Source organism: Bradyrhizobium sp. LB13.1 (assembly GCF_054056815.1).
This window is the reverse complement of the sequence record NZ_JBSRYQ010000001.1, coordinates 6,988,034-7,010,738: the sequence shown is the minus strand read 5'-3', so window position 1 is coordinate 7,010,738 and position 22,705 is coordinate 6,988,034. Positions and strand designations below refer to the sequence as shown.

The window sequence follows — 22,705 nt, the reverse complement described above, 5'->3', positions numbered from 1 at the left end:
CATCGACGCGCATAGATTGGCATCATGGAGAGGGCCACCCCGGCAATCCCTTGCGCAGCAGGATGTCGATTGCGCGATCGACGGGGATGCGAACCGTTCCCCGGCTGCGATCGGTCCAACCGTAATCGCGCGTGAGCTGCTCCTCGTCATGCCGTACGATCTGCAACGTCTTGCGAGGGGCAACCTCGAGCGGCGGCACGTTCGAGCTGAGCGCAGGCCGGCTCGCGGGCGTGGTGCGGGTGCGTGATTGCGGGAAGATCAGCGGCAGCACGAGAGGCGTGACCACGACGAAAGTCGCAAGGCCGGCCGCGAGCCAGACGACGAGGCGCATCGAGACGTCCGACCGCTCGTAGCCGAAGCGCTTGCTTTCCGCCGCCATACCGATGTCCTCGATGCGGCGGGACAATTCCGCATCGAGAAGAGTGTTCCAAGTTGGAACCAATGTCCAAGGGCGAGAATTGTCGATCCGACAGCTCGCGATCGGGTCACAGCGAGAATGGCGCAAATATTCTCTTCTGTGGCGGACACGTGGTTACGCCTGCTTCTGGTCGGCGGCCTGTCGCTCGCAGGCGGCAGCATCGTGGCTGCCGTCGGTTTCGCGCACTCGGCCTACATGACGGACACCGGCATCCGCCCACATCAGCCTGTGCCGTTCAGTCATCGCCACCACGCGGGCGAACTCGGCATCGACTGTCGCTACTGCCACAGCAACGTCGACGCCGGTCCGCGCGCCGGCCTCCCACCGACCGAGACCTGCATGACGTGTCACTCGCAGATCTGGACCAACGCGGCGATGCTGGCGCCGGTCCGAAAAAGCCTTGCCGACCACACGCCGATCCAGTGGACCCGCGTCGCAAAGCTGCCCGATTACGTGTTCTTCCGGCACGACATCCACATCGCGAAGGGGGTCGGCTGCGAGAGCTGCCACGGCCGCGTCGACCAGATGGCGCTGACCTATCGCGCGAAAGCGTTCACGATGGAGTTTTGCATCGATTGCCACCGCGATCCCGCGCCGCATCTGCGTCCGAAAGGTCATGTCACGGACATGGCTTGGAAGCCGCCTGCGAACCCGCGCAAGCAAGGCGAAGCGATTGCCGCTCACGAGGGTATCCGTTTCGGCGAGCTCACGCATTGCTATGTGTGTCACCGATGAAGCGGCGCATTGACCATCAGCCTCGGACGGCGGGCGGGGAGCCACTCTGGGCGGGCATCGAAGAGCTCTCGGACGATCCACGATTTCAGGCCTTCATCGAGGCGGAATACCCGGCGGTTCAGCAATTCTCGAAGACGGCACGACGCGAATTCCTGAGATTGATGGGCGCGTCATTCGCGCTGGCGGGGCTGACCGGCTGCGAGAAGAGCTCGTTGGTTGCGGCGCTGCCTTACGTCGACCAGCCCGCCGCCGAGACGCTCGGCCTGCCGCGTTACTATGCGACGGCCGTGCTGCTCGACGGCTTTGCGCAGCCGGTGATCGCCACGGCCTACGCCGGTCGGCCGACCAAGCTCGACGGCAATCCCCGCCATCCGGTCACGCAGGGCCGCAGCGACATCTTCATGCAGAGCGCAGTGCTGCAATTGTACGATCCCGATCGTGCGGCCGCGCCGACCCGGCACGGCGAGCCCGCGAGCTGGAGCGACGTCGAGGCGGCTATCGGCATCATGCGCGAGAGCTGGCGGGTCGATGCGGGTGAGGGCGTGCGGTTGCTGCTCGGACCGACGACGTCTCCGACGCTGCTGCGGCAGATAGAAACCTTCCTGAAGCAATTTCCCAACGCGCGCGTTCATCGGCATTCGGCCGCAGGCGCGGATGCGAGACGTCAAATCGCGGCTGCGGTGTACGGGCAGGCCTTGGACCTGCACTATGTGCTCGGCGAATGCGATGTCGTCGTCAGCCTCGACGACGATTTCCTGGGGCCCGGACCCGACCAGGTGCGCAACGCGCTGGGCTGGTCGCAAGCGCGGCGGCGGTCCGATGACCGGCCGGGCAATCGCCTGTTGATGGCCGAGAGCGTGCCGTCGGCCACGGGCGCGATGGCGGGCCAGCGCTTGGTCGCCGAGGCCCGAGGCCCCCGGCGCATGCCGCTGCTGGCGGAGGCGCTGGCAGGCGCGCTCGGCGTTGCCGGCGCGTCAAAGGCGCAGTTGACGGAGGTCGAAAGCCGCTGGGTCGCGACCGTGACCGACGCCTGCAAGGATCGGGCAGGGCGCTCCTTATTCGTCTGGGGCCTGAGCGGAGGTCCGAGTACGGCTCACTGGATCGCCCGGATCAATGAACAACTCAAAAATGCCGGCCAGACACTCCGGTTTACAGCGCCGATCGCGGGCCCGCCGAATGCCCGCTCGCTGGCTGAGCTCGTGTCGGATATCAATGCGGAGCGCGTCACCGCGCTCATCGTGCTCGACGGCAATCCCGCCTACACGGCGCCCGGTGAGCTCAATGTCGGCGACGCCATCAAGCGCGTGCGCGTGTCGCTGCATATCGGACTGCATCGCGACGAGACCGGCGCGCTGTGCGAGTGGCAGCTTCCGCTGGCCCATGCGCTGGAAAGCTGGAGCGACGCCCGTGCCGTCGATGGCACCGCGACCATATTGCAGCCGCTGATTTCACCGTTCCACGACGTCAAGACGGCGCATCAGATCCTTGCGATGCTGCTCGGCGAGATTGACCCGGTCGTGGACGGCGCCGTGCGCGTGACCTGGCAGATGAGCTTTGGCGATGCGTTCGGAGCGCGCTGGAAGCAGGCGCTGCACGACGGCTTTGTCGACGGCGCCGCCCCCTTCATCACGGTCGCCACCGCGAGCACGGCAATCTCGCCACCAGGCCCCGCCGGCGAACTCGACATCGTGTTCCGGCCCGACCCGACCGTGTGGGACGGGCAGTTCGCCAATGTCGGATGGCTTCAGGAGCTGCCCAAGCCGCTGACGACCGTGACCTGGAGCAACGTGATCGCGGTCAGTCCGGCGCTGGCAAAGCGTCTCGCTGCGGTGAATGGCGATCATGTCGAAGTGGCGGTCGGCGACCGTCGCGTCACCGGTCCGCTCTGGATCATGCCGGGGCAGGCCGGAAGCACCGTCGCGCTCTGGCTCGGCTACGGACGGACGCGGGCAGGGCGTGTCGGCAACGAACTCGGCCACGATGCTTACCGCGTACAGCCCGCGGCCGCGCCGTCGCTGACCGGGGGCAGCCTGCGCAAGCTCGACGCCAGCGAAGACCTGGCGGTGACCCAGCTGCATCATCGCATGGAGGGGGTCGACCTCGTCCGCGAGGTCAGCCCCGGCCATGTCACGCCGCCGCCAAGCCCGGATCAGGCCAGCCTCTATGCGGCCTGGCCATCGTCGAAGAACGCCTGGGGCATGGTGATCGATGTCGACAGCTGCATCGGCTGCAATGCCTGCGTAACGGCCTGCACGGCGGAGAACAACGTGCCCGTGGTCGGGGCCGACCAGGTCAAGGCCGGCCGCGAGATGCACTGGCTGCGGATCGCGCGCTACTACACCGGCGACATCGAACAGCCGCGCAGCTTTTTCCAGCCGGTGCCATGCATGCATTGCGAGGAGGCGCCTTGCGAGATGGGCTGTCCGGTGCACGCGACGACGCACAGTCCTGAAGGCGTGAACCAGATGGTCTATAACCGTTGCATCGGCACGCGGACCTGCTCCAGCTACTGCCCTTACAAGGTGCGACGCTTCAATTTCTTCGACTATCGTGCGCCGGCCGAGTCATCCGAGCATGCCGCCCACAATCCTGATGTCACCGTGCGCTCGCGCGGCGTCATGGAAAAATGCACCTATTGCACGCAGCGCATCGAGGCGGCGCATATCGCAGCCGACAAGGAGAACCGGTCGATACGTGACGGCGAGGTGATCACCGCATGCCAGCAGGCCTGTCCGACCAGGGCCATTGTGTTCGGCGATATCAACGATCCCAATTCCGAGGTGTCACGGCTGAAGCGAGACGGCCGGCACTACGTGCTGCTCGAGGAGCTGGGAACGCGGCCGCGCACGACCTATCTGGCGCGCTGGCGCGACGACGAGGCGCAGGGATGAGCGATCGCACCGACATCCTGCCGACGCGTCAGAGCATGGGCGGAATCGCCGACCAGCTCACCGGCATTCCCCTGCATTTCCCGGCCCAGCGGCGCTGGCTGATCGCGATGGCGTTCGCGAGCGCGCTGCTGCTGTTGTTGATGGTCTCGGTAATTGCGCTGTTCACCCGCGGCGTCGGCATTTGGGGCATCAACATCCCCGTGAACTGGGCGTTTGCGATCCACAACTACGTCTGGTGGCTCGGCATCGGCCACGCCGGCACGCTGATCTCGGCGCTGCTGCTGCTCACCGGCAGCGAATGGCGCAACTCGCTCAACCGCTTCGCCGAGACCATGACCCTGTTCGCGGTGGTCTGTGCCAGCATCTACCCGATCCTGCATCTCGGACGACCCTGGTACGTCTATTGGATGTTTCCCTATCCGGCGACCATGGGGGTGTGGCCGCAGTTCCGCAGCCCGCTGGAATGGGACATCTGGGCGGTTTTGACCTATCTGACGGTCTCGATCGCGTTCTGGTACACCGGCCTGATCCCCGATCTCGCCGCCGCGCGCGACCGCGCGACCCGCCGCGGCTGGCAGATCTTCTTCGGTGTTCTTGCGTTGGGATGGCGCGGCTCGGCCACGCATTGGCTGCGCTGGTCGCAGGCCTACCGGTTGATGGCAGGGCTTGCCGTGCCCCTGGTCGTCTCCGTCCACAGCGAGGTGTCGCTGCTGTTCGCCGCGGGACAAATCCCCGGCTGGCATTCGACAATTTTCCCACCTTACTTCGTGCTCGGCGCTGCCTTCTCCGGCTTCGCCGTCGTGTCCATCATCGCGGTCGCGCTGCGTTCGTGGTTCGGATTGCAAAACCTCGTCACCGACGATCACCTCGATCTGCTCGGAAAAGTGCTGCTCGCCACCGGCTTGATGACGGCCTATGGTTACGTCTTCGAAGTGTTCGACGCGCTCTATTCCGGCGAGCCTCATGAGCTCCAGACGCTGGCCAATCGTTTCACCGGCGCCTACGCCTGGTCGTATTGGGGCGCGGTGGTCTTCAACTTCATCCCGCTGCAGGCGCTATGGTGGCGCGTCGTCCGGCGGACCGGATGGATGCTGCTGCTGATCTCGGTCTCCGTCGCGGTCGGTATGTGGCTCGAGCGCTACATGATTCTCGTCACCAGCCTCTACCGCGACTTCCTGGTCTCGTCCTGGGGCCACTTCACGCCGACGTTCTGGGACTGGTCGACCTATTTTGGCACGATCGGTCTCTTCCTGGTGCCGTTCCTGATCGCCATCCGGCTGATCCCCATGATCTCGATCTTCGAGACCAAGGAGCTTCTCCACCAGGAGAAGGAGGAGGAGCGGCATGGCTGAGGAATTCTACGGCGCGCTGGCCGAATTCAAGAGCCCCGAGGACCTGATCACCGCCACGCGGAAGGCGCGCGCGGCCGGGTACCGCAATCTCGACGCTTTCACGCCGTTTCCGGTCGAGGGGCTGGACCGCATCCTGCACCTTCCGCGACCAAGGATCTCCTTCGTCGGGCTGGCGGGCGCCATCTTCGGGGCCGGGATCGCGCTCGCGATGCAGCTCTATACGAACTACGACTACCCGCTCAATGTCGGGGGCCGGCCGGTCTATGCGCTCTCGGCCTTCGCAGTCGTGACTTTCGAACTCACCATCCTGTTCTCTGCGCTGGCCATGCTGTTCGGGATGCTCGTGCAAAATGGGTTGCCGCGGCTGAACTATCCCGTGTTCGGCGACACACGCTTCTTTCGCGCCAGCAAGGACCGCTTCTTCCTCTGCGTGAGCGCGGAAGATGCCAAGTTCAGTGCCAACGAGACCCTGGTCTTTCTCAGTGGCACGGGGGCGCTTTCGGTGGAGCTTGTGCCGGGATGAACAGACTACCGTTCATCATCGCGCTTGCGATGCTGCTCGTTGGCTGCGACCAGAACATGGATTCGCAGCCCCGCTACAGCGACTATTCGCGCGCGCCGCTGTTCCGGGGCAGCGTGCTGCGGCGCCCGCCGGCTAATACCGTCGCCCGCGACGATCTCGACCGGGAGAAGGCCGCGACCACCAGACCAACGCTTTCCATCGAACTTTTGGCGCGAGGACGGCAGCGTTTTGGCATCTTTTGCTCGCCCTGCCACGGCGCCGGCGGCGACGGCAACGGCATTGTGGTCCAGCGCGGCATGCCGCATCCGACGAGCTATCACGACCAGCGGCTGCTCACCGCCGACGACCAGCACTTCTTCGACGTGATCACCAACGGCTATGGCGCGATGTATTCCTATGCCGCGCGGGTGCCGCCGGCCGACCGCTGGGCGATCGTCGCCTATATCCGCGCGCTTCAGCTCAGCCGCCACGCCTCGCTCGACGACGTGCCCGCGGACGAGCGCGCCAGGCTGGAGGCCTTGCCATGAGGCGTCGTATCGGCTTTGTCACAGCGGTCACGGGCCTGATCCTGATCGCCGGGCTCGTTCTCGACGCGCGGTCGACGGTTGCCGCTTATCTCGCTGCCTGGATCGCGTGGAGCGCGGTTCCGATCGGAGCGCTGGCGCTGTTCATGACCAGCTATCTGGTGCGGCGACGCTGGACCGAGGCGCTGCATCCTGTCTTTCTGGCGGCCACGGGCACCTTGCCGGTCGCGGCGCTGGCGTTCATTCCGGTCCTTCTCTTCATGAAGGAGGTCTATCCGGCCGCAGCCGATCCGTCGTCATTGCCGCCATTCAAGGCGGCCTGGCTCATGCCGTGGTTCGTCATATTGCGAGCCGTGCTTTACTTCGCGGTCTGGATTGCGTTGGCCAGTTGGCTCCGCGGCGCCTGTCGCAATGACGAGCCCATGGTGCGCGCAGCCTCGACCGGATTGATCGTGTGGGCGCTGACCGCGTCGTTCGCAGGGATCGACTGGATGGAGGCACTGGAGCCGGATTTTCACTCGTCGATCTACGGCCTGCTCTATCTCAGCATCGCGATGGTAAACGGGACAGCCTTCGTCGTAGCGGCCGGGCTATTGTCGATGCGGCAGATCGGACCGAGCCGCGGCTACAGCGCGCTGCTGATGTCGGTGTTGCTGCTGTGGTGCTATCTCCACGCTATGCAGTACATCGTCATCTGGTCGGGCAATATCCCGAACGAGGTCTCCTGGTACATCGCGCGCTCCGACAACGGTTGGCAATATGCCCTCGCCGGGGTCGCCTTCGGGCAATTCGTGGTCCCGTTCTGCGCGATGCTGAGCTCCAGGGTACGCTCGGACCCGCATTGGCTACTGGCCCTGTGCGCGCTCACGCTGGCGATGCGGTGGCTGGAATCCGCGATCCTGATCCTGCCGGCCATTCACGGGCTTTCCGCCGCCACGACCGTCGTGATGCTGATTGCTGCCCTGCTGCTTGTTGGCTCGGTTCTGTGGCTTGCGTTCGACGCGCTGCTGGCGCGGGAGGCCGAGCGGAGAGCGCCGCTGGACGTCATCTGGCCGCGAATTCGCGGCGAAACAGCAGCCCGATCAGTCCGCCAAGGGCGATGAGGCTGATCGAGGCGGCGGCGAGCAGCAGCCGCCGAGCCGCGAACGTATAAGTGCCGCTGGCCGGATCAAAACCGTAGCAGAGCAGATGGATCTGGTCGGTCCAGCCTCCGACATGTCCGCGGCCGGCCTCGACCAGCGCCAGCCGCAGGCTGGTCGCATCGACCGCCAGCGCCGAGAGCGCGCGCGAAATTCGCCCGTCTGGCGTCACAACGAAGGCAGCAGCGGAATGGGCGAATTGGTCGTGCGCGGCGTCGTAGACCGTGCGCAACCCGAATACACCGGTCAATGTCTCGACGTCCGATGCCGCTGCACGCAGGAAATAGCTGTGGTCCGGCAGGTCGCTTCTCGTGCTGACCTGCGCGGTTTTCATGGCCAGCGCCTGGGCCGCGCTGTCCTTGGGATCGAGACCGACGACGATGAGCCGGAAATCCCTGCCCGCCTTCAATCCGGTATCGGCAAGGGCGTTCGATACGATCGATATCGTCGGTCCGCAGAGCGTCTCGCAAGTGTAATCGGCGAGAATCCAGACGGTGGGAATATCGCCGAGCCAGCTTTGCAGCGGTGAGTTGCGGTCCCTCAGATCGCGCATCTCGGTACGCAAGGGCAGTTGGGCGTCGAGGTGAGGGACGAGGCCGACCTGCTCGAGCTGCGAAGCCGTGACGGCCGCGCGCGCCGGCATCGGAGCCGCGAGGCAAACGACAAGCGCAACGATCCATCCCGCGACCCCTGTGCGGGCTTTCCTTTCGGAATTGCCGATCAAGCGTTGGGCCTGCAAAATCTCTGGATCTCCGGATGATGCCTGCAACGAACATGCGCAACTGACAGATCGTGGATCAGCAGGTCCTCCATCGATTAATGTCCTTGGTGAAGAAGCCCATATTGTACGTTTCCTTTCGCAATGGCGGCTTTGGAACGCCGCTTCCATACGCAAGTTCCTATTGCCGGGCGCGGCCGGGAGACGCCCGGGCACTCCGCGAACCCATGACGATTGGTGGCTATGAGGGACAGCAAGTCGGAACGCGCCGAGATCCGGGATCCAGTTCATCTCTGCATCGACATGCAGAACATCTTTGCGCCCGGAGGTCTGTGGGCAACGCCATGGATGGAGCGCGTTCTGCCGACGGTTGCAGCGATCGCGTCGCGCTATCGGGCACGAACCATCTTCACGCGCTTCATTACGCCGCAGCAACCGCACGTGCGCGAGGCGTTGCGCGATTTGAGCATGCTGCACGCGCTCAATCCGCCCTCCAGCTTGGTCAGCCTCGGCGTCTGGTGCGAGCCCACCAGGCTGATCCGAAGTTCGGCGCATGCGGGCGAGCTGACCAAGCTGTGATGCCGTTCCTTCAGGGGTCCATGAAGCGCTGCAGGCCTGCAAATGGCAGACCTGTTACGCGGCTTGCAGACGCCATCGTCGGCTTAAGCGGCTGAGCCTCCCCTCAGAAGATTCCGAAGAGGGTGAACACCGCGACCTCACCCACGAAGGCGACGGTCATGATTGAAACCGTGAGAACCACGTCGCCTATCGGCATTGGGGCCATTGGCTGCTGCTTCTCGCTCGAATGCCCCTGTGCTGAATTCATGAAGGCATGAAAAGGTTTCGGTTCCGAGGGCTGCGTCCGGGCGCTTTCTGGGGCAACCCCAAGGACATGGAGCAAATCGAAGATCGGCGCTCGTCATGACGGGCGCCTGACCAAGGGTAGGCCTCGTCGGCTGAGACACCCCTTCGGCCGTTAGGCGAAGGCCAGGCTGGCTGGAAGCGCAAACCTCGCTCCCTGCCGTATTTCCGCCGACGATACAGCACGGGGTCTTCAGCGCGGGAAGGCTGCCGCAGCTTCCGGCTTCCGTCTCCTCGGGCAAGCCGGAACTCGCCCTTCCGAAGGGATCCGAACGCCACCTAGCCGGCCACTGACGCCAGCGTGATCTACGAGCAGCTGCTCATGGTCGTGGGCCTGCTGGACGCCAAGATCAGGACGATCCGCGAAAGACCGGCGTTCCCAGGGTAGTGGAGGAATGCTCAAGGGATGGCTGGGTGGCACCAACAAGCTGAAGCGGCAACTATCGGCGCAAGGACCTGGATACGCGCGCTTCCGACTCGGTCCGGCTAGTTGTATTTTAACCGGAGTTCCTGAGGCGGCGGTATAGAAGCCGTACCAAGAAATGTCGCGGAAGGCCGGTTCGATGAGACCATCGACTTCCATCGCTGAGCACGGCAACCAGGTTCGTGAGATCCTGAACCGCGCAGGCATGCGCAACCCGAAAGTGTTCGGATCGGTGGCGCGCGGCGAGGACACCGACTTGGACATTCTGGTCGAGGCGCCTCCGGGCACCTCGCTTTACGATCTGGCACGGGTCGAGATCCAACTCGAAGAGTTGCTCGGCTGCAGGGTCGAGGTGCTCACGAAAGGCTTCATGGCGCCTGAGATGCGACTGGTCCTCGCAACCCAGGCTTTACGTGACGCCCGTCTTTCTACGGTTTGGCACTCAGCTAGGTGTTCACCGCCGGCGTGGGCCTTCCGCGTCGCGACGTTTCACTTTCGACATGGCCAATTGGAGCTTTTAGCCCACTGCTCTTGGCTCCGGTCAGCACATCTAGCGCAGCGCGCGTCCGGTCTCAGAACTTGAGCGTGGTTCTGAGACCGAACACCAAAGCGTTCCTGAGAGCCTTTCCAGCGAGCGGGCCCGCCGGCAGCGTTGCACCGCCGCCGGGATGGACGATGTACTGGAAATTCGGTTGCACCGTCCAGCCATCCTTGACCTGATATTGATAGACTGCAGTCAGCAGGCCTTCAAAGCTTCGCACCGGCCAATTCGGATCGACGAGCGTCCGATAATCCCAGTCGAGCGCCTGCGCCCGTTTCGAAACGTGGGCATAACCCGCTGCGATCCCGAATTTGTCGTCTGAACGGTCGTCGCGCAGACCGATGAATTCGATGCCGGCATCCGCGTACAGATCGATCAGGTTGCGATCGGCAGGCGCGCCGGCAACGCGAGTGAACACGCCGATGCCGCGATCGTCGCTATGCGGTACGCGATAGATCTGTTGCTCGAACACTGCCCAGCCGCCGATGTCCCCCGACAACAGCAGGGGCCCGCCGCTGCTGGCGGGAGCGGCGAGCGAGACCCCATTCGACGCGAGGTGCTGGTCCGTGAAGGAGCCGAAGTGCCGCCAGCCCCCGAGCTTGATCTGGCCGCTCAGGTTCGGATCGCCCTTCTTGTTGTTCCAGGCGTACTGGATCTGCCCGAGCAGGAGAGGCGGATCGTTGACGCGGAAATTCACGCCATAGCGGTTGCGCTCCTGCGGATCGCCCGGACCGGGACCGGCCTGGTCGCCATCGAAGATTCCGCCAAGTACCGCAAGCTGGTCGGTCACGTTGACGAGCAGGCGGGCTCCCATCGCGGCCAAAGGCGGCGAAGGTCCGCCGCTGGGCAGGTCGAGCGACGTGACGGCCGGCCAACCCATGGAAGCATTCGTGAACACATCGGTGTACTTGGTGTTGAAGAATTCGCTGTCGGCGGCCAGCTGCCCGAACTTCAGCGAGAGCTTCTTCGCGCCCCACTGCTTTTCGAAATAGGCTTCGTACAGCCGCGTCGACGGCAGAGCTTCGATTCCGCTGACGACGAAAAAATTCTGCAGATTGGAGCGCGACAGCCCGTCGCCATGGATCTGGAACATGTTGGCGTGAAAGGTGAGCTTGTCGATCCCGACGAGCTTCTGCAGATCGATGTCCACGGCCAGGTTAAGTCGGCCTTCGTAGATCGCGCCCTGCTTCAACCCTCCGGACGCGTTGCCGAGCACCTCGCCGATGTAGGTCGCGGCGAATTTGACGCCGTACTTCTGCAACGGATTGGGCAGAAGGCCGAGCGTCTTCTCCTCGACGGTGCTCTCTCCGGTGTCGGGATCGGCCGGCTTGTCGTCGTCGGTCTTCTTGTCCTCCTGCGCCATGGCGTTGGCTGCAAGGAGCAAAACGACCGACATCGAAAGAGCCGCTTGCCGGTATGCCTTCCTTGGCCGAGACACGGGAGCTCCTCATGCTGGAAGTGCCTTCAGGGATTTGCCTGATCTTCCCGCGCAAGTCCACCGGTCCACGAGGGCGATCTTGCCTTCGGTCGATTGGGATCTTAGGTCGCCTGCCTTTCCGAATTGGGGCAGCTACTCTGACACTCGCGGTGTTCAAGATTCCGAATTCCAAAAGCGAAAAATTGCGCTAGGATGGGGCTTTCCCGCATGGGGCATTTCATGTTCGACACCTCCACTACCGCGCTTTTGCGCGCGGTCCTCGACGAAGTCCGCGAGAGCGTTTCGCGCCGCGAGAGCGGAGTGCGCACCCACGTCGCTGCGAAGATTCTGGAAGCTGCTACGCGCGGAGAGGTGTCGCCCGAAGGTCTCAGGCAGGTCGGGCACCAAGCTCTCTCGCAAGCGCCGACCATGTGGCGCTGACCGGACCGAGGGGGCGGGGGTGAATTTTCAGGTCACGGTGCTGAAGATCCTGGTGGGCTACCCGGATGGATTTGCCGTGATGGCCGACCTCAAGCGCGACATGGCGATCCTGGCGACCAGCGGTCGGGACTGGGCCGATCGCACCAAGCGGCTGGCGGCGCGCATGCCGGACCTCGACATCTTTTCGCAAGGCCTGGTCGCGCGCGAAAGTGGCGGCTGGAAGATCACCGTCAAGGGGCGGATGGTGCTGGAGTTCATGGAGGCGCGCCCGGTCGCCGAGCAGGCCATAGAGTCGGAACTAGCCGTAGACGCGCCGCTGCCGTCGCTGCCGCAGCCGGCCGAGCGGGCGAGGCGGCGTCGCGAACGTCGGGAGCGTGCGCGCGGCGCGCGGGAACGGGCGCGGGCGAACGCTTCCTCTGCGTAGTGGCGCCGTACAGAACGCTACTGGGATCGAAGCCGCAGCTCATTGCGGCGAGGAGAGCGCATCCGCGCAGGTGCGTGATCTCGTTGCCGACCAGTGGATACTCACGGCGCCGAGATCGTCCGAAATCCCGGAACTTCCGGATCACGGTGGCATCGCCGAAGTCGTCCATCGCCGGATCCCTGCGGCTGAAGGCGACGGCGCCGGATCGAACCGGTGTCCCGATGGGTAGTCTAGCCTGCCGGCGGACCCGGCAAATTCCCGAGAATGCGGTGGTCCTCCAGCAGGACGGCTTCCGGAACAGCAGGTCGCGGATCCAGATCATTCCGTTGCGGCTTTCCAGCCCCTGAGGGCCGTCCCCGTGCTGCGCTCGACCACGTCTTCGGCGACGGCTTTCGCGCGTTCTTCGCAGCGCGCGCGCAGATCCTCGAGCTCGTCCGCGCTCAGATGCTCGATTCCCACGAAGCTATTCTGCACGATACCCGTCCGGATCAGCTCATCCAGTTTCACCTGGATCGCGGCACTGTCCCGGTTCTGCGAGTTTTGGATCAGGAAGACCATCAGGAAGGTCACGATGGTCGTCCCGGTGTTGATGACGAGCTGCCAAGTGTCGGAAAACCGGAACAGCGGTCCTGTAACGGCCCAGATGACGATTACCGCGCAGGCTAGGACAAACGTCGATGCACGCCCCGCCCCCTGCGAGGCCTTGTTGGCGATGGACGCAAACAGCCGCCGATGCCGGCGCTCGCTTTCCTGATGGCCCTGCCGCATGGCATTCCTCCTTTCCGAATGAAATCCCGCTTAGCCGCCGGTCGCGAATCCTGGGTAGAGGCTCATCCCTCCGTCCACGAACAAGGTGGCGCCAGTGACGTAGTCGGCCATGTCAGAAACCAGCCAAGCCACCGTCTGCGCGATGTCGTCCGGTTCTCCGATGCGCTTGTACGGCACCAACGTCATGAGCCGTTCGTAGGCATCCGGGGTCTCCCATGCGGGCCGGTTGATGGGCGTGCGAATGGCGCCAGGAGCGACCCCGTTTGCGCGAATGGCAAATGGGGCGACTTCCTGGGCGATGCTGCGCATCAACTGCATGACGCCGCCCTTCGACGCTGCGTAGTTGACGTGACCGGCCCAGGGTATCTCCTGGTGAACGGAGCTCATGAACACGAGCTTGCCCGCCGCCGCGGAGATTCGGCTCACCACGCCGCGTTTCTTGAACTCACGAACGGCCTCTCGCGCGCACAGGAATTGGCCCGTGAGATTGACGTCGATCACCTTCCTCCACTGCTCGAGGGTCATCTCGTCGAAAGAGGCATCTCTCTGCAAGCCGGCGTTGTTCACCGCAATGTGGAGGGTCCCGAAATGATCGACCGCGTGGGCGAACATCGAATTGACTTCGTCCTCCTTGCTGACGTCGGCCTTGATGGCGATGGCGCGGCGACCGCCGGCTTCGATTTGGTGCGCCACCTCCTCCGCCGCGGCCGGGTCGGCCACGTAATTCACGACGACGTCGGCGCCCGAAGCAGCGAGACCCAGCGCCACAGCCTTGCCGATTCCTGAATTTGCGCCGGTGACCAACGCCGGTTGTCCCTCCAGGACGACGGGAAAACGGACGGCTGAACGCTGTCTCGCGCCCGGCGGGACGGGTCCGGCAGGGTCGGTTGTCGCTTCAGGCATGGTTGGCTCCTGCAGTCGTGCTCTGCGCTCCTTCGCTCGGCAGCGACTTCTTTCCGCCGCGTGTTTCGGAGGGCTTGTCGCGGTGAGTGAGGTTGTGCGCCGTGTTCACCAGGGCGATGTGGGAGAATGCCTGCGGGAAGTTGCCGACCAGTCTGCGCTTCGAGACATCGTACTCTTCGGAGAGCAATCCGACGTCGTTGCGCAAGGAGAGAAGCCGCTCGAACAACGCCTTCGCATCGGCCGCACGGCCTATGAGCTGATAGGCATCGGCGAGCCAGAAGCTACAGGCCAGGAACATACCCTCGCCCGGCGGCAGTCCATCCTTGGTTGCGCCCGTGTCGTAGCGGCGCACGAAGCCATCCACGACCAGGTCGCGTTCGACGGCTCCTACGGTCGAGATGACACGTGGATCATCCGGCGGGAGAAAGCCCACGGCAGGAATCAGCAACAGGCTGGCGTCGAGCTGAGGCTCGCCATAGACTTGAACAAAGGACTTGCGGTCCTCGTCGTATCCGCGCCGACACACGTCCGCATGGATCGCATCCCGGACCGCGGTCCAATCGTCGACCGGCCCCTCCATCCCGAATTCCTTGGCGGACTTGATCGCACGATCGAAGGCCACCCATGCCATGATCTTCGAGTATGTGAACTGCTTGCGGCCGCCTCGGACCTCCCAGATGCCTTCGTCCGGCTCGGTCCAGATTGCCTTCAGATGATCGAGCAACGCGCATTGGACGGCCCATGCCCGCTTGTTCTCGGCGAGCCCCCCGCGCCGCGCCTGGTAAAGCGCGTCCATCAGTTCGCCGTAGACGTCCAGTTGTAGCTGCTGGTGGGCGGCGTTGCCGATCCGGACCGGCTTCGAATTTTCGTAGCCGGACAGCCATGGCACTTCCCACTCGGTCAGCCGGCGTTCGCCGGTGACCGAGTACATGATCTGCAGTTGGTCGGGGCTGCCGGCGACCGCGCGAATGAGCCAATCGCGCCAGGCGCGAGCCTCGTCGTAGTATCCCCCGTCCATGAACGCGAGCAGCGTGAGCGTGGCATCCCGAACCCAGCAGAACCGGTAGTCCCAGTTGCGAGGGCCGCCGAGCTGCTCGGGCAGAGACGTCGTCGCGGCCGCGACGATCCCGCCACTCGGCTCGAACGTCAGCGCCTTCAGCGTGATGAGGGAGCGGAGAACCTCGTTCGAATACGCCCCAGCCGCCCGGCATCGGCTGGACCAGTCCCGCCAAAAACGCTCGGTGTACTCCAGAAGCTGGAAAGGATGCGCGGCTGGCGTTTCCTCCTGATAGGAAATCTGATGACTGAGCACCAAGGCTCTACGTTCGCCCGCCGAGACCACGAACGAGCCCACGGTCGCCATCTCCTCGCCCTGCAGCGGCACGTCAGCCCGCAGCACCAGCATGGAGGCTCCGGCCACCAGGGATCGTGCGCCATCATCAAGCCGGCTGACCCATGGCACGGAGACGCCGTAGTCAAAACGCGCCGCCAATTCGCTCCGCATCTCGACCCGGCCATCGAGTCCTTCGAGGATCCGGACGATGCGCGATTTGTCGGATTTGGGCGGCATGAAGTCCGTGACACGAACGCTGCCGTCGTCGGTTCTGAAGGTCGTCTCCAGGATCAACGTGCCCGGCCGATACCGGCGCTCGGCTGAGCGCGACGCCACGGGCGCGACGCGCCAATAGCCGTTGTCTTCGGACCCGAGTAGCCTTGCGAAGCAACTGTCGGAGTCGAACCGCGGCAGGCAAAGCCAGTCGATGGAGCCATCAAGACCCACCAACGCTGCGGTCTCGCAGTCGCCAATCAGTGCGTAGTCTTCGATTCGAGCCATAGGGAAACATTGCGGGCAATAGGTGCCGCCTCCGTAGACTCCAGCCGGGTTGGCTCAATGCTTCTTGCGCTCCAATGTTCCTTGGGCACACTCAGAGAACCATCCTGCTGCTCGAAAAGCGGATGGCGCAGAAGGTTGCGACCTGCGAGCAGGCCTTTTTCGCGATCGCTCCAATGACGCGCCAATAGGCTGATGCACCTTTCGCTTGGCATCGGTCGCGGCTTCAATCCTGATTCATCCCGGCAATGACGCCAAGGAACCATCCGCTGAAGAAAGCCGTACTAAGCATCATGAGATTGGCCGTTGCGGAGAGGCAAGTTTGTCTTGAACATGGTCGAATCCGATCAGCCCCCAGCAGCGTACAAATGAGAGCGCCGAATGCAGGGGCCAAAGCGCCCGCCGCCGCGTGCGAGCCGATGGGCCGGGGCAGCCCCGCGCGAGTTCCGTGAGAGATTCCAAGGATCGACGGAACGATACCTCGAAACTCAAGACGATCACGATCAGACAGGCAGCGAGGAAGTACGTGGACATGTGCCTAAGAGCATTATCGGCTCATTTCAAAAGCCGAGCAGATCGAAGTTTACCAATTGCGATATTGATTCCTTAAACGGGCGCGACGCGCACAACGTCCGCTGTGGGTCAGAAATGCGAAGAACTCGACGTGAGCAAATCTGGTCCGCCATGCTTCAGTGAGCAGGCCTCAATGAAGCGGGCCGCTACTTCGCTGATGGGCCAACAAGCGACATCCGCGCGGTCCGATAGAGATAAAAGAGACCGCCAACGGAGGCAACCTCGATAAACTACTTCACGTCTGTCATCACGGGTCTGTCTTTGGTCTTGATGCCGATCACCCGCGTCTTCGATGGCTTGTCCGTAGCGTTCCGGCCGAAGTGCTTGGTGTTCGGTGGCGTGTACACAACTTCACTGGCGTTAACTATCTTGGTTCCGACACCGTCGATTTCAAAGATCTGCTCGCCCTCGATGAGGTAGACGGCTTCGTAACCTTCCTCATGCTGGTGCAGCGGAAGCCGAAAGCCAGACGACCACTCTGCTGCGTAGATGATTGCCTCTTGGCCGGGCAGATTGACCAAGTCCGTCTTGAATATTCGCTTGGTTACGTATCCCGGCACCTGAGCGTGGATGCTGTCGGGCAAGCCCAACCCAATGATGATGCCGCCCACAAAAGGCCCGCCGAAAAAATAAGGCGTTTCATGACGCACTCATCGTCGAGCCACCTTCGGGTGGCGTTCCTGAGACCCAACATCTAAGACGCTTGTCATCCCAGCACCCGCTGGCGCAGGGAGATCCGTCGGATCAGCCGGGGTTCATGCCCTTCGATTTGATGATTGCAACTGCCGCCGGACCTTTAAGGTAATCAATGAGGGCCTTGGCAGCGGTGGTCTCTTTGGTTTCTGATCCAACCGCGGCCGTAAACACCACATTTTGTTGCAGTTCGGCCGGAAGTGGCCCGACGACATCCAAACCGGGAGCGGTGAGAACGTTGATAAGGAATAGGCCCAATTCGACTTCACCCTGGGCAACCACCGCGACGACCTGCGCAGGGTTGGGCTGCGCCCTCATCTTCGCCTTCATCGGCTCGGTGATTCCAAGGCGATCAAATACCTTTGCGATTGAATAGCCGGTGGCGCTCTCCGGGATCGAGGCAATGGACTGAGCTTTGAGCAGCGTTGCCTTGAGCGCGTCCGCGTTGCCGATTTCAGGCTTTTGAGCGCCAGAGCGGATAGCAACGCCGAGGCCAACGTGGGCAATATCGATTGTCGGACCTGCCGCGAATTTAGCTCGGGACGACGCGTCCTGCATAACTTCGACAGGTACAACACCAACATCAAACGGCTTGCCCGACGTAGCCTCCTTTATGAGGTTCGGAGTGGTGCCAAAGAAAATCTCAAGCCTGTGACCAGAGGCTTGCTCGAACTGCGGTTTGATATCTGCCCAAACGCCTGACATTGCTCCACCCGCCAGAAGCCTGAGTTCGGCAGCCTGCACGTTGGCGGACGGCGACAGCACGAGCACCAGACCCAGCACTGAGGCGGCCACTGGGAGCGAATACCTCTTCATGACAAAACACCTCATTTGCGGCGCTCTATGACGGGATTTTACGGATGGCACGCGCACCAGCATGAATATTCACGCTTCTCGGCATTCCTGCAAGATAGACGACGGCTACGCCCGATGTCTCGGTTGTTGGGTCAAAAGCGCCGTTGACTGGCCTCGTGTCACTTCCTGTCTCCCCCGATCAGCAGATCCTATTTAAGGCAAACCGAATTTCGCCATCGGGCCAGAAGGCGACATTCAAGGTGTAAGAAGAGCGACACCACTGGCTTTCAGCGCGAAGGGGTCGTCGCGCCTCAAACGCGCTCTTTTGCAGGAACTGCCAGACGCGGCCAGGCTCCTGTCTGGAATCAGCCAAGGCGATGCTGATCTCCGCGAGTGCGGCGACAAGGACGGATCCACAAGCCCGATCGGCGGAAGAAATATCGCGCGATGAACAGGTGCCGCTACGCGGCGAACGCGTTGGGCAGCATGCGTAGACGTTCGGTCGATCGGCGGTGAGCTCAGATGGGCCGTGATCCTGCTCCTCGTCCTCGGGATCTGTCTGGTAGAGGCGCGGCGGAGGCGCAGCGCACGTGAAGACGGCTACGCCATGATGCGCTGGCCCCTCGGCTGCGATGGTCCTCGCCCTCGCCCCGAGGAGGTCTTTTGCGGAGCCAGCCGGCCTATCGCCACATGGTGGGCGCCTCGTTCCAGGCTCTCCGCCCGACCTGCTTGAGCAGGAGCTTCGAGGCCACATGTGTCCGGGTGCCGGTTTCATAGCGGGACACGGTTTCGCAGACCTCATCGAGGACGGCGCGCAAGAGCGCTGTCGTTTCGGCGTCGAACATGGAGATATCCCCCTGCGATGGCCGCATGATGCATCCCCCGTCCGCTGCCGGGATTCAAACAAGTAAAATGCTGCAAGAAAATTCACCCGAAACCGGACTTCCCGCGATGCAGGATGAGCGCAGCCCCGCCTTTGGGGACTGGGGGGGCTTGAGGGCGGAGCCACGCAGGCCACGCATTGGCGCGCAGCCTGAGGAAGCAACGACACCGGACCGGCGTCGTTCCTCGCTACGGGAAAAGCTCCGAACTCACGAATGTTGCAGACTCCGGCTCCGGACATCGTATGATCCGCGTCTGGGATTAGAGGGATGATCGCATCGAGCACCGATCGGCCGATGTGTCCGGTATGCAAGCACCGGATGGTGCTGGCGCGCATCTCGCCTGGCGCACATGGCTTCGAAGAGCGCACGTTCGAGTGCTCGACCTGCGAGCGGACCGAAAAGATCTCGATCGCCGTGGATCCGATGAAGACGGACGCGGTCGGCTGGCTCGCCGGCGAGCTCAAGCCTCCGAAGTGAAGCGGCTTCGGCCATTGCAGTACGGAGAGCCGCCGAGCGGCGTGGGTCGTCAATCAGATCTTCCTCGCGGACATATCCGCGCTCAGCCGCCGCCGCACCACGATTGGGATTAATCCCAGGGACAGATCCATATTCGGTTGGCGCGTGAGAGCCAGTTCACACGTGCTGGCGCGAACATCCGCTACCCTTGCCGTCGTCTTCGCTTTCTTCGAGGAGATCAAAGCATGGATTGGGCGGCCAAGGCGCTGGCGAACGCGACCGGCACGGATGTAGACATAGAGCAATTCAAGACCGTCGCGATCTTCGGTGGCGCGGGTCTGCTGCTGTCCATGGCGGCGGTCATGACCTTCAGCCTCGATCTCGGGGCCGCTCTCTTCTGAACGACTGCCCGCAGGGCCGCTTCCGTGAGTGGCGCGGCTTGACTCGCCGGCCGCGGATATACTCAACTCCTGCGATCAGTGATGTTGCGGGGTGCGTCATGGAGCAGCAGGAGTTCTACAGAGGTCTGGCACAACGCGTGCGCGACCTGGCCGAGAAGGCCGATCCCTTCACCAGAAGGCGTTTGCAGAAGCTGGCGGAGCAATACGACCTGAAGGGCGGTAGCGCCGTACGGCCCGCGAGAGCGGTCGAGCGCCCCCCGCCGGTGCCGCGCACGACGCCGCCGGCGTCGATCTTCTCCGGACCGGGCGAGGCCTGACGCCCACGCCCTCTTGTCGTTCTTGGTGGTGGCGCAGCGCGCCCCGATCGAGCGTGGCCGCCTTCCCGCAGCGCGCGAAGAGAGCCGCCGACGGACTCTGCCGAGGACCAAGCTCGCGTACCCAGCCGGTGGTTCTGGCCTCACCAGCGAGGGTTTGACGCCATAAGCGGGTGCGGCATCGCATTTCGCCCTGAACGCGATCCTAGCGGCTCGGAACGGGGTGGGGGGAGGCGCTGCGCCTTGCAGCGGCAACAAGCTGAGCTCCATGAACGCGACCCGGTCCGGCGCCGGGCCGTCGCTCTGGTGGCCGCCGCCGAGTCTCTGCGTGGCCGACTGATGGCGGCCGATTTCTTCCGAAGCGCGACAGAACGCAACGACGGTCCCGAGAACACGTTGGATCGCGCCAATTTCCGATACCTCGCCGCCGGCTGCCTCGGTATCGTGCGCCAGCGGCCGGCATGCCCGTCGCCGCGATAGACAGCGGGAAACGATATTTCAGAACACCATCAGCCTGGCAGCCATGGCCGATGCCCTGGACCGGTCGCCCGACTTCCGGGTGCTGCGACGCCTGGTGCCGCGGCCCGCGTCCCAGCCGGAAATCGGGCAGGAGTTCAAAACCGGCATCCTGCTCGACACCGAAACCACCGGCTTCGATCACGGCAGGGACGAGATCATCGAGCTCCGGATGGTCAAATTCGACTACGTGCCGGACGGTAGGATCGTCGGCGTCAGGGAACTTTCTCGGCCTTCAACGAGCCGTCGGCGCCGATCCCGCCCGAGGTGACGGCGCTCACCGGCATCACCGACGAAATGGTGGCCGGCCACCGAATCGACGAGGCCGCCGTCACGGCCTTCGCCCACGATTCAGCCATCACGATCGCGCACAGCAGTGGGTTCGACAGGAAGTTCGTCGAGCGCTACTGGCCGGTATTCGAGCACAAGGCCTGGGGCTGCAGCGCCACCGAGATCGACTGGCGCAAACACGGCTTCGCGGGCGCGCAGCTCGGCTACTTGTTGAACGGCGCGGGCTTCTTTCACCATGCGCACCGGCGATCGACGACTGCCACGCTCTGCTGGAAGTCCTTGCCTTCCAATTGCCTCCACGGGTTCGCCCGCGCTCGCCCTCCTGCTCGAGAACGCCCGCAAGCCAACCGTGCGAATATGGGCCGAGCAGTCGCCGTTCGAACTCAAGGATTCGCTGAAGCGGCGCGGCTACCGCTGGAGTGACGGCAGCGACGGCAGACCGAAGTCTTGGTACGTCGACGTCTGCGAGGCCGCGTTCGACGCCGAACTCGCATTTCTCCGGACCGAGATCTATCTTCGCGACGTCGAACCGCGCCTGCAGACCCTGACCGCATTCACCCGTTTTTCCAGCCGAGTCTGACGAGCCTACTCGGTCGTTTCTGCCTAACGCCGATCAGTGGCCGCTTGGGTGCTCATGCATGATGGGGGTCCATCCGTCGAGCAACAGGCCGTCCCAAGCCACGACGCCTTCATGCCATATCGCCCCGTACTCGCGAAATATCGATGCCCATTTGTGTGGATTCCATTCAAAGATGTGGTCATTGACTTTGTCGTGGACCCGACAGGGCATATCGGGATTGAACGTATCCATCGGATTCATGCAGTATGTCCGGGGTCGACGTCCTTCGGCGTCTTCTTCTCCCGCTGAGGCGTCATCTTCGCCGGGCTTTCCTTTCCAGGCACGCCGCGGGGACCGAGCTCGTCGCGCTGGATGTCATCTTCGGAGCGCTCGGGCTCCACGCCATTCATCGGCTCGTCAGGCATCATTCCATCCTTGCCTTGTCCTTCAGGTCGCGGATTCGGATCTCGGCCTCCTCATTCGAGGTGACGATCTCCGATTCATCCGGCACCCGCGCTATCGCGGAGAGCCTTTTGAGTTCGGCGAGTTGTTCTGCGCTGGGCTTTTCCATGTTTGAATCCTCGACCGCCTGCACGACGGCTTCGTCGTCGAGCACGTCCAGCAGTTGGTTGTTGGTTTGGCCGCAATCTCTGCGGCCGGGCTCGACATGACGGGCCAGTATGTCCTGAGCCTCTTCCTCCGCCTTCAGCACTCGCTTGTCCGGTTTCATCGCCGGTACTCCAGATACTCGGAAGGCAAACGCCCCTATGAACGGCGGGTTCCTTTGCTCAGGCCCTTGAACGAACTCGCCCGCAGAAGGTTTTCGGAGGTGATGTCGCGGTACTCGATGTCTGCGTAGAACTTGGGTTCGACCCAGGTGTCCTTGGGCTTCCTGATGGTTTTCGTCAGCTTCTGCTTTGGGCTCACTACGGTGTCGAGCGCCTTGCGATCTGCGCAGACGTGGTCCGGCTCCATCCCGTGCCGACCTTGCCCATGTAGACCAAGTCCTTCCCTTCCTTCTTACCCAAATAGAGGGCGGCCACGCCCGACGGGTCCTTCATGAAGCCGACCACGGGAATTTGCCCTTCTGAACGACCTTGATCTTTTGCCAGGCCTCAACCCACTCCGACCGGTATGGGGCGTCCACACGCTTGGAAACGATGCCCTCGTAGTTCAACTTGCCGGCGGCGGCGAAAAGCGCCTGACCGTCTCCTTCGTGGTGCTCGCTATAGAAGACAGGCTCATTGAGCTCGTGCTCCTCGATCAGCTCCTTGAGCAGCTTCTTCCGCTCGATCTGCGGCTCTCCGCGTAAG

At 63.3% G+C, this 22,705-nt stretch carries 26 protein-coding genes and 2 pseudogenes; 14 read left to right on the top strand and 14 right to left on the bottom strand.

The window, feature by feature from the left end:
• Nucleotides 1-22: 22 nt before the first annotated feature.
• Complete coding sequence (locus ACVWYI_RS33890; RefSeq protein WP_247446511.1) at nucleotides 23-406, bottom strand: hypothetical protein; 384 nt, start codon at nucleotides 404-406, stop codon at nucleotides 23-25.
• 90 nt (nucleotides 407-496) lie between these two features.
• On the opposite strand from ACVWYI_RS33890, the gene ACVWYI_RS33885 reads away from it, so the two are divergent.
• Genes ACVWYI_RS33885 through ACVWYI_RS33860 form a run of 6 tightly spaced genes read left to right on the top strand, consistent with a single transcriptional unit; the run spans nucleotide 497 to nucleotide 7,546 of the window.
• Nucleotides 497-1,153, top strand: coding sequence for a cytochrome c3 family protein (locus tag ACVWYI_RS33885; RefSeq protein ID WP_247446510.1), 657 nt, complete (start codon nucleotides 497-499; stop codon nucleotides 1,151-1,153).
• Nucleotides 1,150-4,044 carry a TAT-variant-translocated molybdopterin oxidoreductase gene (locus ACVWYI_RS33880; protein WP_456664270.1) on the top strand — a complete coding sequence of 965 codons (2,895 nt, stop codon included), beginning with the start codon at nucleotides 1,150-1,152 and terminating at the stop codon, nucleotides 4,042-4,044. The genes ACVWYI_RS33885 and ACVWYI_RS33880 overlap by 4 nt, the downstream gene beginning before the upstream one ends.
• Nucleotides 4,041-5,396, top strand: coding sequence for an NrfD/PsrC family molybdoenzyme membrane anchor subunit (gene nrfD, locus ACVWYI_RS33875; RefSeq protein WP_247446508.1), 1,356 nt, complete (start codon nucleotides 4,041-4,043; stop codon nucleotides 5,394-5,396). Before ACVWYI_RS33880 ends, nrfD begins: the two co-directional genes overlap by 4 nt.
• Nucleotides 5,389-5,919: a DUF3341 domain-containing protein gene (locus ACVWYI_RS33870; RefSeq protein WP_247446507.1), complete on the top strand. Its 531-nt coding sequence runs from the start codon at nucleotides 5,389-5,391 to the stop codon at nucleotides 5,917-5,919. The genes nrfD and ACVWYI_RS33870 overlap by 8 nt, the downstream gene beginning before the upstream one ends.
• The gene (locus tag ACVWYI_RS33865) at nucleotides 5,916-6,446 is read left to right on the top strand and encodes a c-type cytochrome (protein WP_247446506.1); all 531 of its coding nucleotides are present in this window, start codon (nucleotides 5,916-5,918) and stop codon (nucleotides 6,444-6,446) included. Before ACVWYI_RS33870 ends, ACVWYI_RS33865 begins: the two co-directional genes overlap by 4 nt.
• A complete protein-coding gene (locus ACVWYI_RS33860; protein ID WP_456664269.1) occupies nucleotides 6,443-7,546 on the top strand; it encodes a hypothetical protein in 1,104 nt (367 codons plus the stop codon). Before ACVWYI_RS33865 ends, ACVWYI_RS33860 begins: the two co-directional genes overlap by 4 nt.
• Here the strand turns inward: ACVWYI_RS33860 and ACVWYI_RS33855 are convergent.
• Nucleotides 7,488-8,225: a thioredoxin domain-containing protein gene (locus ACVWYI_RS33855; RefSeq protein ID WP_247446503.1), complete on the bottom strand. Its 738-nt coding sequence runs from the start codon at nucleotides 8,223-8,225 to the stop codon at nucleotides 7,488-7,490. The two genes, ACVWYI_RS33860 and ACVWYI_RS33855, sit on opposite strands and share 59 nt — an antisense overlap.
• A 318-nt stretch (nucleotides 8,226-8,543) precedes the next feature.
• Between ACVWYI_RS33855 and ACVWYI_RS33850 the strand changes: the two are divergent.
• Both ACVWYI_RS33850 and ACVWYI_RS33845 read left to right on the top strand, forming a co-directional pair.
• Nucleotides 8,544-8,747 (top strand): annotated as a pseudogene (locus ACVWYI_RS33850) (cysteine hydrolase); the annotation flags it as partial.
• 956 nt (nucleotides 8,748-9,703) lie between these two features.
• Nucleotides 9,704-10,168, top strand: coding sequence for a nucleotidyltransferase family protein (locus tag ACVWYI_RS33845; RefSeq protein WP_354051750.1), 465 nt, complete (start codon nucleotides 9,704-9,706; stop codon nucleotides 10,166-10,168).
• Here the strand turns inward: ACVWYI_RS33845 and ACVWYI_RS33840 are convergent.
• Entirely contained in the window at nucleotides 10,158-11,522 is a 1,365-nt protein-coding gene (locus ACVWYI_RS33840; RefSeq protein ID WP_456664268.1) for a carbohydrate porin, read from the bottom strand. The genes ACVWYI_RS33845 and ACVWYI_RS33840 overlap by 11 nt on opposite strands.
• Before the next feature lie 261 nt (nucleotides 11,523-11,783).
• On the opposite strand from ACVWYI_RS33840, the gene ACVWYI_RS33835 reads away from it, so the two are divergent.
• Together ACVWYI_RS33835 and ACVWYI_RS33830 are read left to right on the top strand one after the other, a co-directional pair.
• Complete coding sequence (locus ACVWYI_RS33835) at nucleotides 11,784-11,984, top strand: hypothetical protein (RefSeq protein WP_247446500.1); 201 nt, start codon at nucleotides 11,784-11,786, stop codon at nucleotides 11,982-11,984.
• Between the two features lie 19 nt (nucleotides 11,985-12,003).
• Nucleotides 12,004-12,408, top strand: a complete 405-nt coding sequence (locus tag ACVWYI_RS33830; RefSeq protein WP_247446499.1) for a hypothetical protein — start codon at nucleotides 12,004-12,006, stop codon at nucleotides 12,406-12,408.
• A 318-nt stretch (nucleotides 12,409-12,726) separates the two neighbouring features.
• On the opposite strand, the gene ACVWYI_RS33825 is transcribed toward ACVWYI_RS33830, so the two are convergent.
• The 6 genes from ACVWYI_RS33825 to ACVWYI_RS33800 form a co-directional block, all read right to left on the bottom strand.
• Nucleotides 12,727-13,176, bottom strand: a complete 450-nt coding sequence (locus ACVWYI_RS33825; RefSeq protein ID WP_354051746.1) for a low affinity iron permease family protein — start codon at nucleotides 13,174-13,176, stop codon at nucleotides 12,727-12,729.
• A 30-nt stretch (nucleotides 13,177-13,206) separates the two neighbouring features.
• Nucleotides 13,207-14,079, bottom strand: a complete 873-nt coding sequence (locus tag ACVWYI_RS33820; RefSeq protein ID WP_247446497.1) for an SDR family oxidoreductase — start codon at nucleotides 14,077-14,079, stop codon at nucleotides 13,207-13,209.
• Entirely contained in the window at nucleotides 14,072-15,913 is a 1,842-nt protein-coding gene (locus tag ACVWYI_RS33815) for a glycoside hydrolase family 15 protein (protein WP_456664267.1), read from the bottom strand. Before ACVWYI_RS33815 ends, ACVWYI_RS33820 begins: the two co-directional genes overlap by 8 nt.
• Nucleotides 15,914-16,713: 800 nt before the next feature.
• Nucleotides 16,714-17,133: a cupin domain-containing protein gene (locus ACVWYI_RS33810; protein ID WP_456664266.1), complete on the bottom strand. Its 420-nt coding sequence runs from the start codon at nucleotides 17,131-17,133 to the stop codon at nucleotides 16,714-16,716.
• Nucleotides 17,134-17,227: 94 nt separating this feature from the next.
• Nucleotides 17,228-17,971, bottom strand: coding sequence for a molybdate ABC transporter substrate-binding protein (locus ACVWYI_RS33805; RefSeq protein WP_456664265.1), 744 nt, complete (start codon nucleotides 17,969-17,971; stop codon nucleotides 17,228-17,230).
• Nucleotides 17,972-18,651: 680 nt separating this feature from the next.
• On the bottom strand, nucleotides 18,652-18,816 hold the full coding sequence (locus ACVWYI_RS33800) for a hypothetical protein (protein ID WP_456664264.1): 165 nt from the start codon (nucleotides 18,814-18,816) through the stop codon (nucleotides 18,652-18,654).
• 306 nt (nucleotides 18,817-19,122) lie between these two features.
• Between ACVWYI_RS33800 and ACVWYI_RS33795 the strand changes: the two genes are divergently transcribed.
• The 4 genes and pseudogenes from ACVWYI_RS33795 to ACVWYI_RS33780 all read left to right on the top strand — a co-directional run bounded on the left by ACVWYI_RS33795 (nucleotide 19,123) and on the right by ACVWYI_RS33780 (nucleotide 21,413).
• A complete protein-coding gene (locus tag ACVWYI_RS33795) occupies nucleotides 19,123-19,332 on the top strand; it encodes a response regulator (protein ID WP_456664263.1) in 210 nt (69 codons plus the stop codon).
• A 224-nt stretch (nucleotides 19,333-19,556) separates the two neighbouring features.
• The gene (locus tag ACVWYI_RS33790; protein WP_247446491.1) at nucleotides 19,557-19,712 is read left to right on the top strand and encodes a hypothetical protein; all 156 of its coding nucleotides are present in this window, start codon (nucleotides 19,557-19,559) and stop codon (nucleotides 19,710-19,712) included.
• Between the two features lie 98 nt (nucleotides 19,713-19,810).
• On the top strand, nucleotides 19,811-20,029 hold the full coding sequence (locus ACVWYI_RS33785; protein WP_247446490.1) for a hypothetical protein: 219 nt from the start codon (nucleotides 19,811-19,813) through the stop codon (nucleotides 20,027-20,029).
• 520 nt (nucleotides 20,030-20,549) lie between these two features.
• A pseudogene (locus tag ACVWYI_RS33780) lies at nucleotides 20,550-21,413 on the top strand (3'-5' exonuclease).
• A 33-nt stretch (nucleotides 21,414-21,446) separates the two neighbouring features.
• Here the strand turns inward: ACVWYI_RS33780 and ACVWYI_RS33775 are convergent.
• The 5 genes from ACVWYI_RS33775 to ACVWYI_RS33755 all read right to left on the bottom strand — a co-directional run bounded on the left by ACVWYI_RS33775 (nucleotide 21,447) and on the right by ACVWYI_RS33755 (nucleotide 22,686).
• Nucleotides 21,447-21,653 (bottom strand): hypothetical protein, encoded by a 207-nt coding sequence (locus ACVWYI_RS33775; RefSeq protein ID WP_456664262.1) that lies wholly within the window; start codon nucleotides 21,651-21,653, stop codon nucleotides 21,447-21,449.
• Complete coding sequence (locus tag ACVWYI_RS33770) at nucleotides 21,650-21,820, bottom strand: hypothetical protein (RefSeq protein ID WP_456664261.1); 171 nt, start codon at nucleotides 21,818-21,820, stop codon at nucleotides 21,650-21,652. The genes ACVWYI_RS33775 and ACVWYI_RS33770 overlap by 4 nt, the downstream gene beginning before the upstream one ends.
• The gene (locus ACVWYI_RS33765; RefSeq protein WP_247446489.1) at nucleotides 21,817-22,122 is read right to left on the bottom strand and encodes a hypothetical protein; all 306 of its coding nucleotides are present in this window, start codon (nucleotides 22,120-22,122) and stop codon (nucleotides 21,817-21,819) included. The genes ACVWYI_RS33770 and ACVWYI_RS33765 overlap by 4 nt, the downstream gene beginning before the upstream one ends.
• Before the next feature lie 35 nt (nucleotides 22,123-22,157).
• On the bottom strand, nucleotides 22,158-22,367 hold the full coding sequence (locus ACVWYI_RS33760) for an ATP dependent DNA ligase (RefSeq protein WP_345946937.1): 210 nt from the start codon (nucleotides 22,365-22,367) through the stop codon (nucleotides 22,158-22,160).
• A gap of 82 nt (nucleotides 22,368-22,449) precedes the next feature.
• Nucleotides 22,450-22,686 (bottom strand): DNA ligase-like domain-containing protein, encoded by a 237-nt coding sequence (locus ACVWYI_RS33755; protein WP_345946940.1) that lies wholly within the window; start codon nucleotides 22,684-22,686, stop codon nucleotides 22,450-22,452.
• Nucleotides 22,687-22,705: the final 19 nt, after the last annotated feature.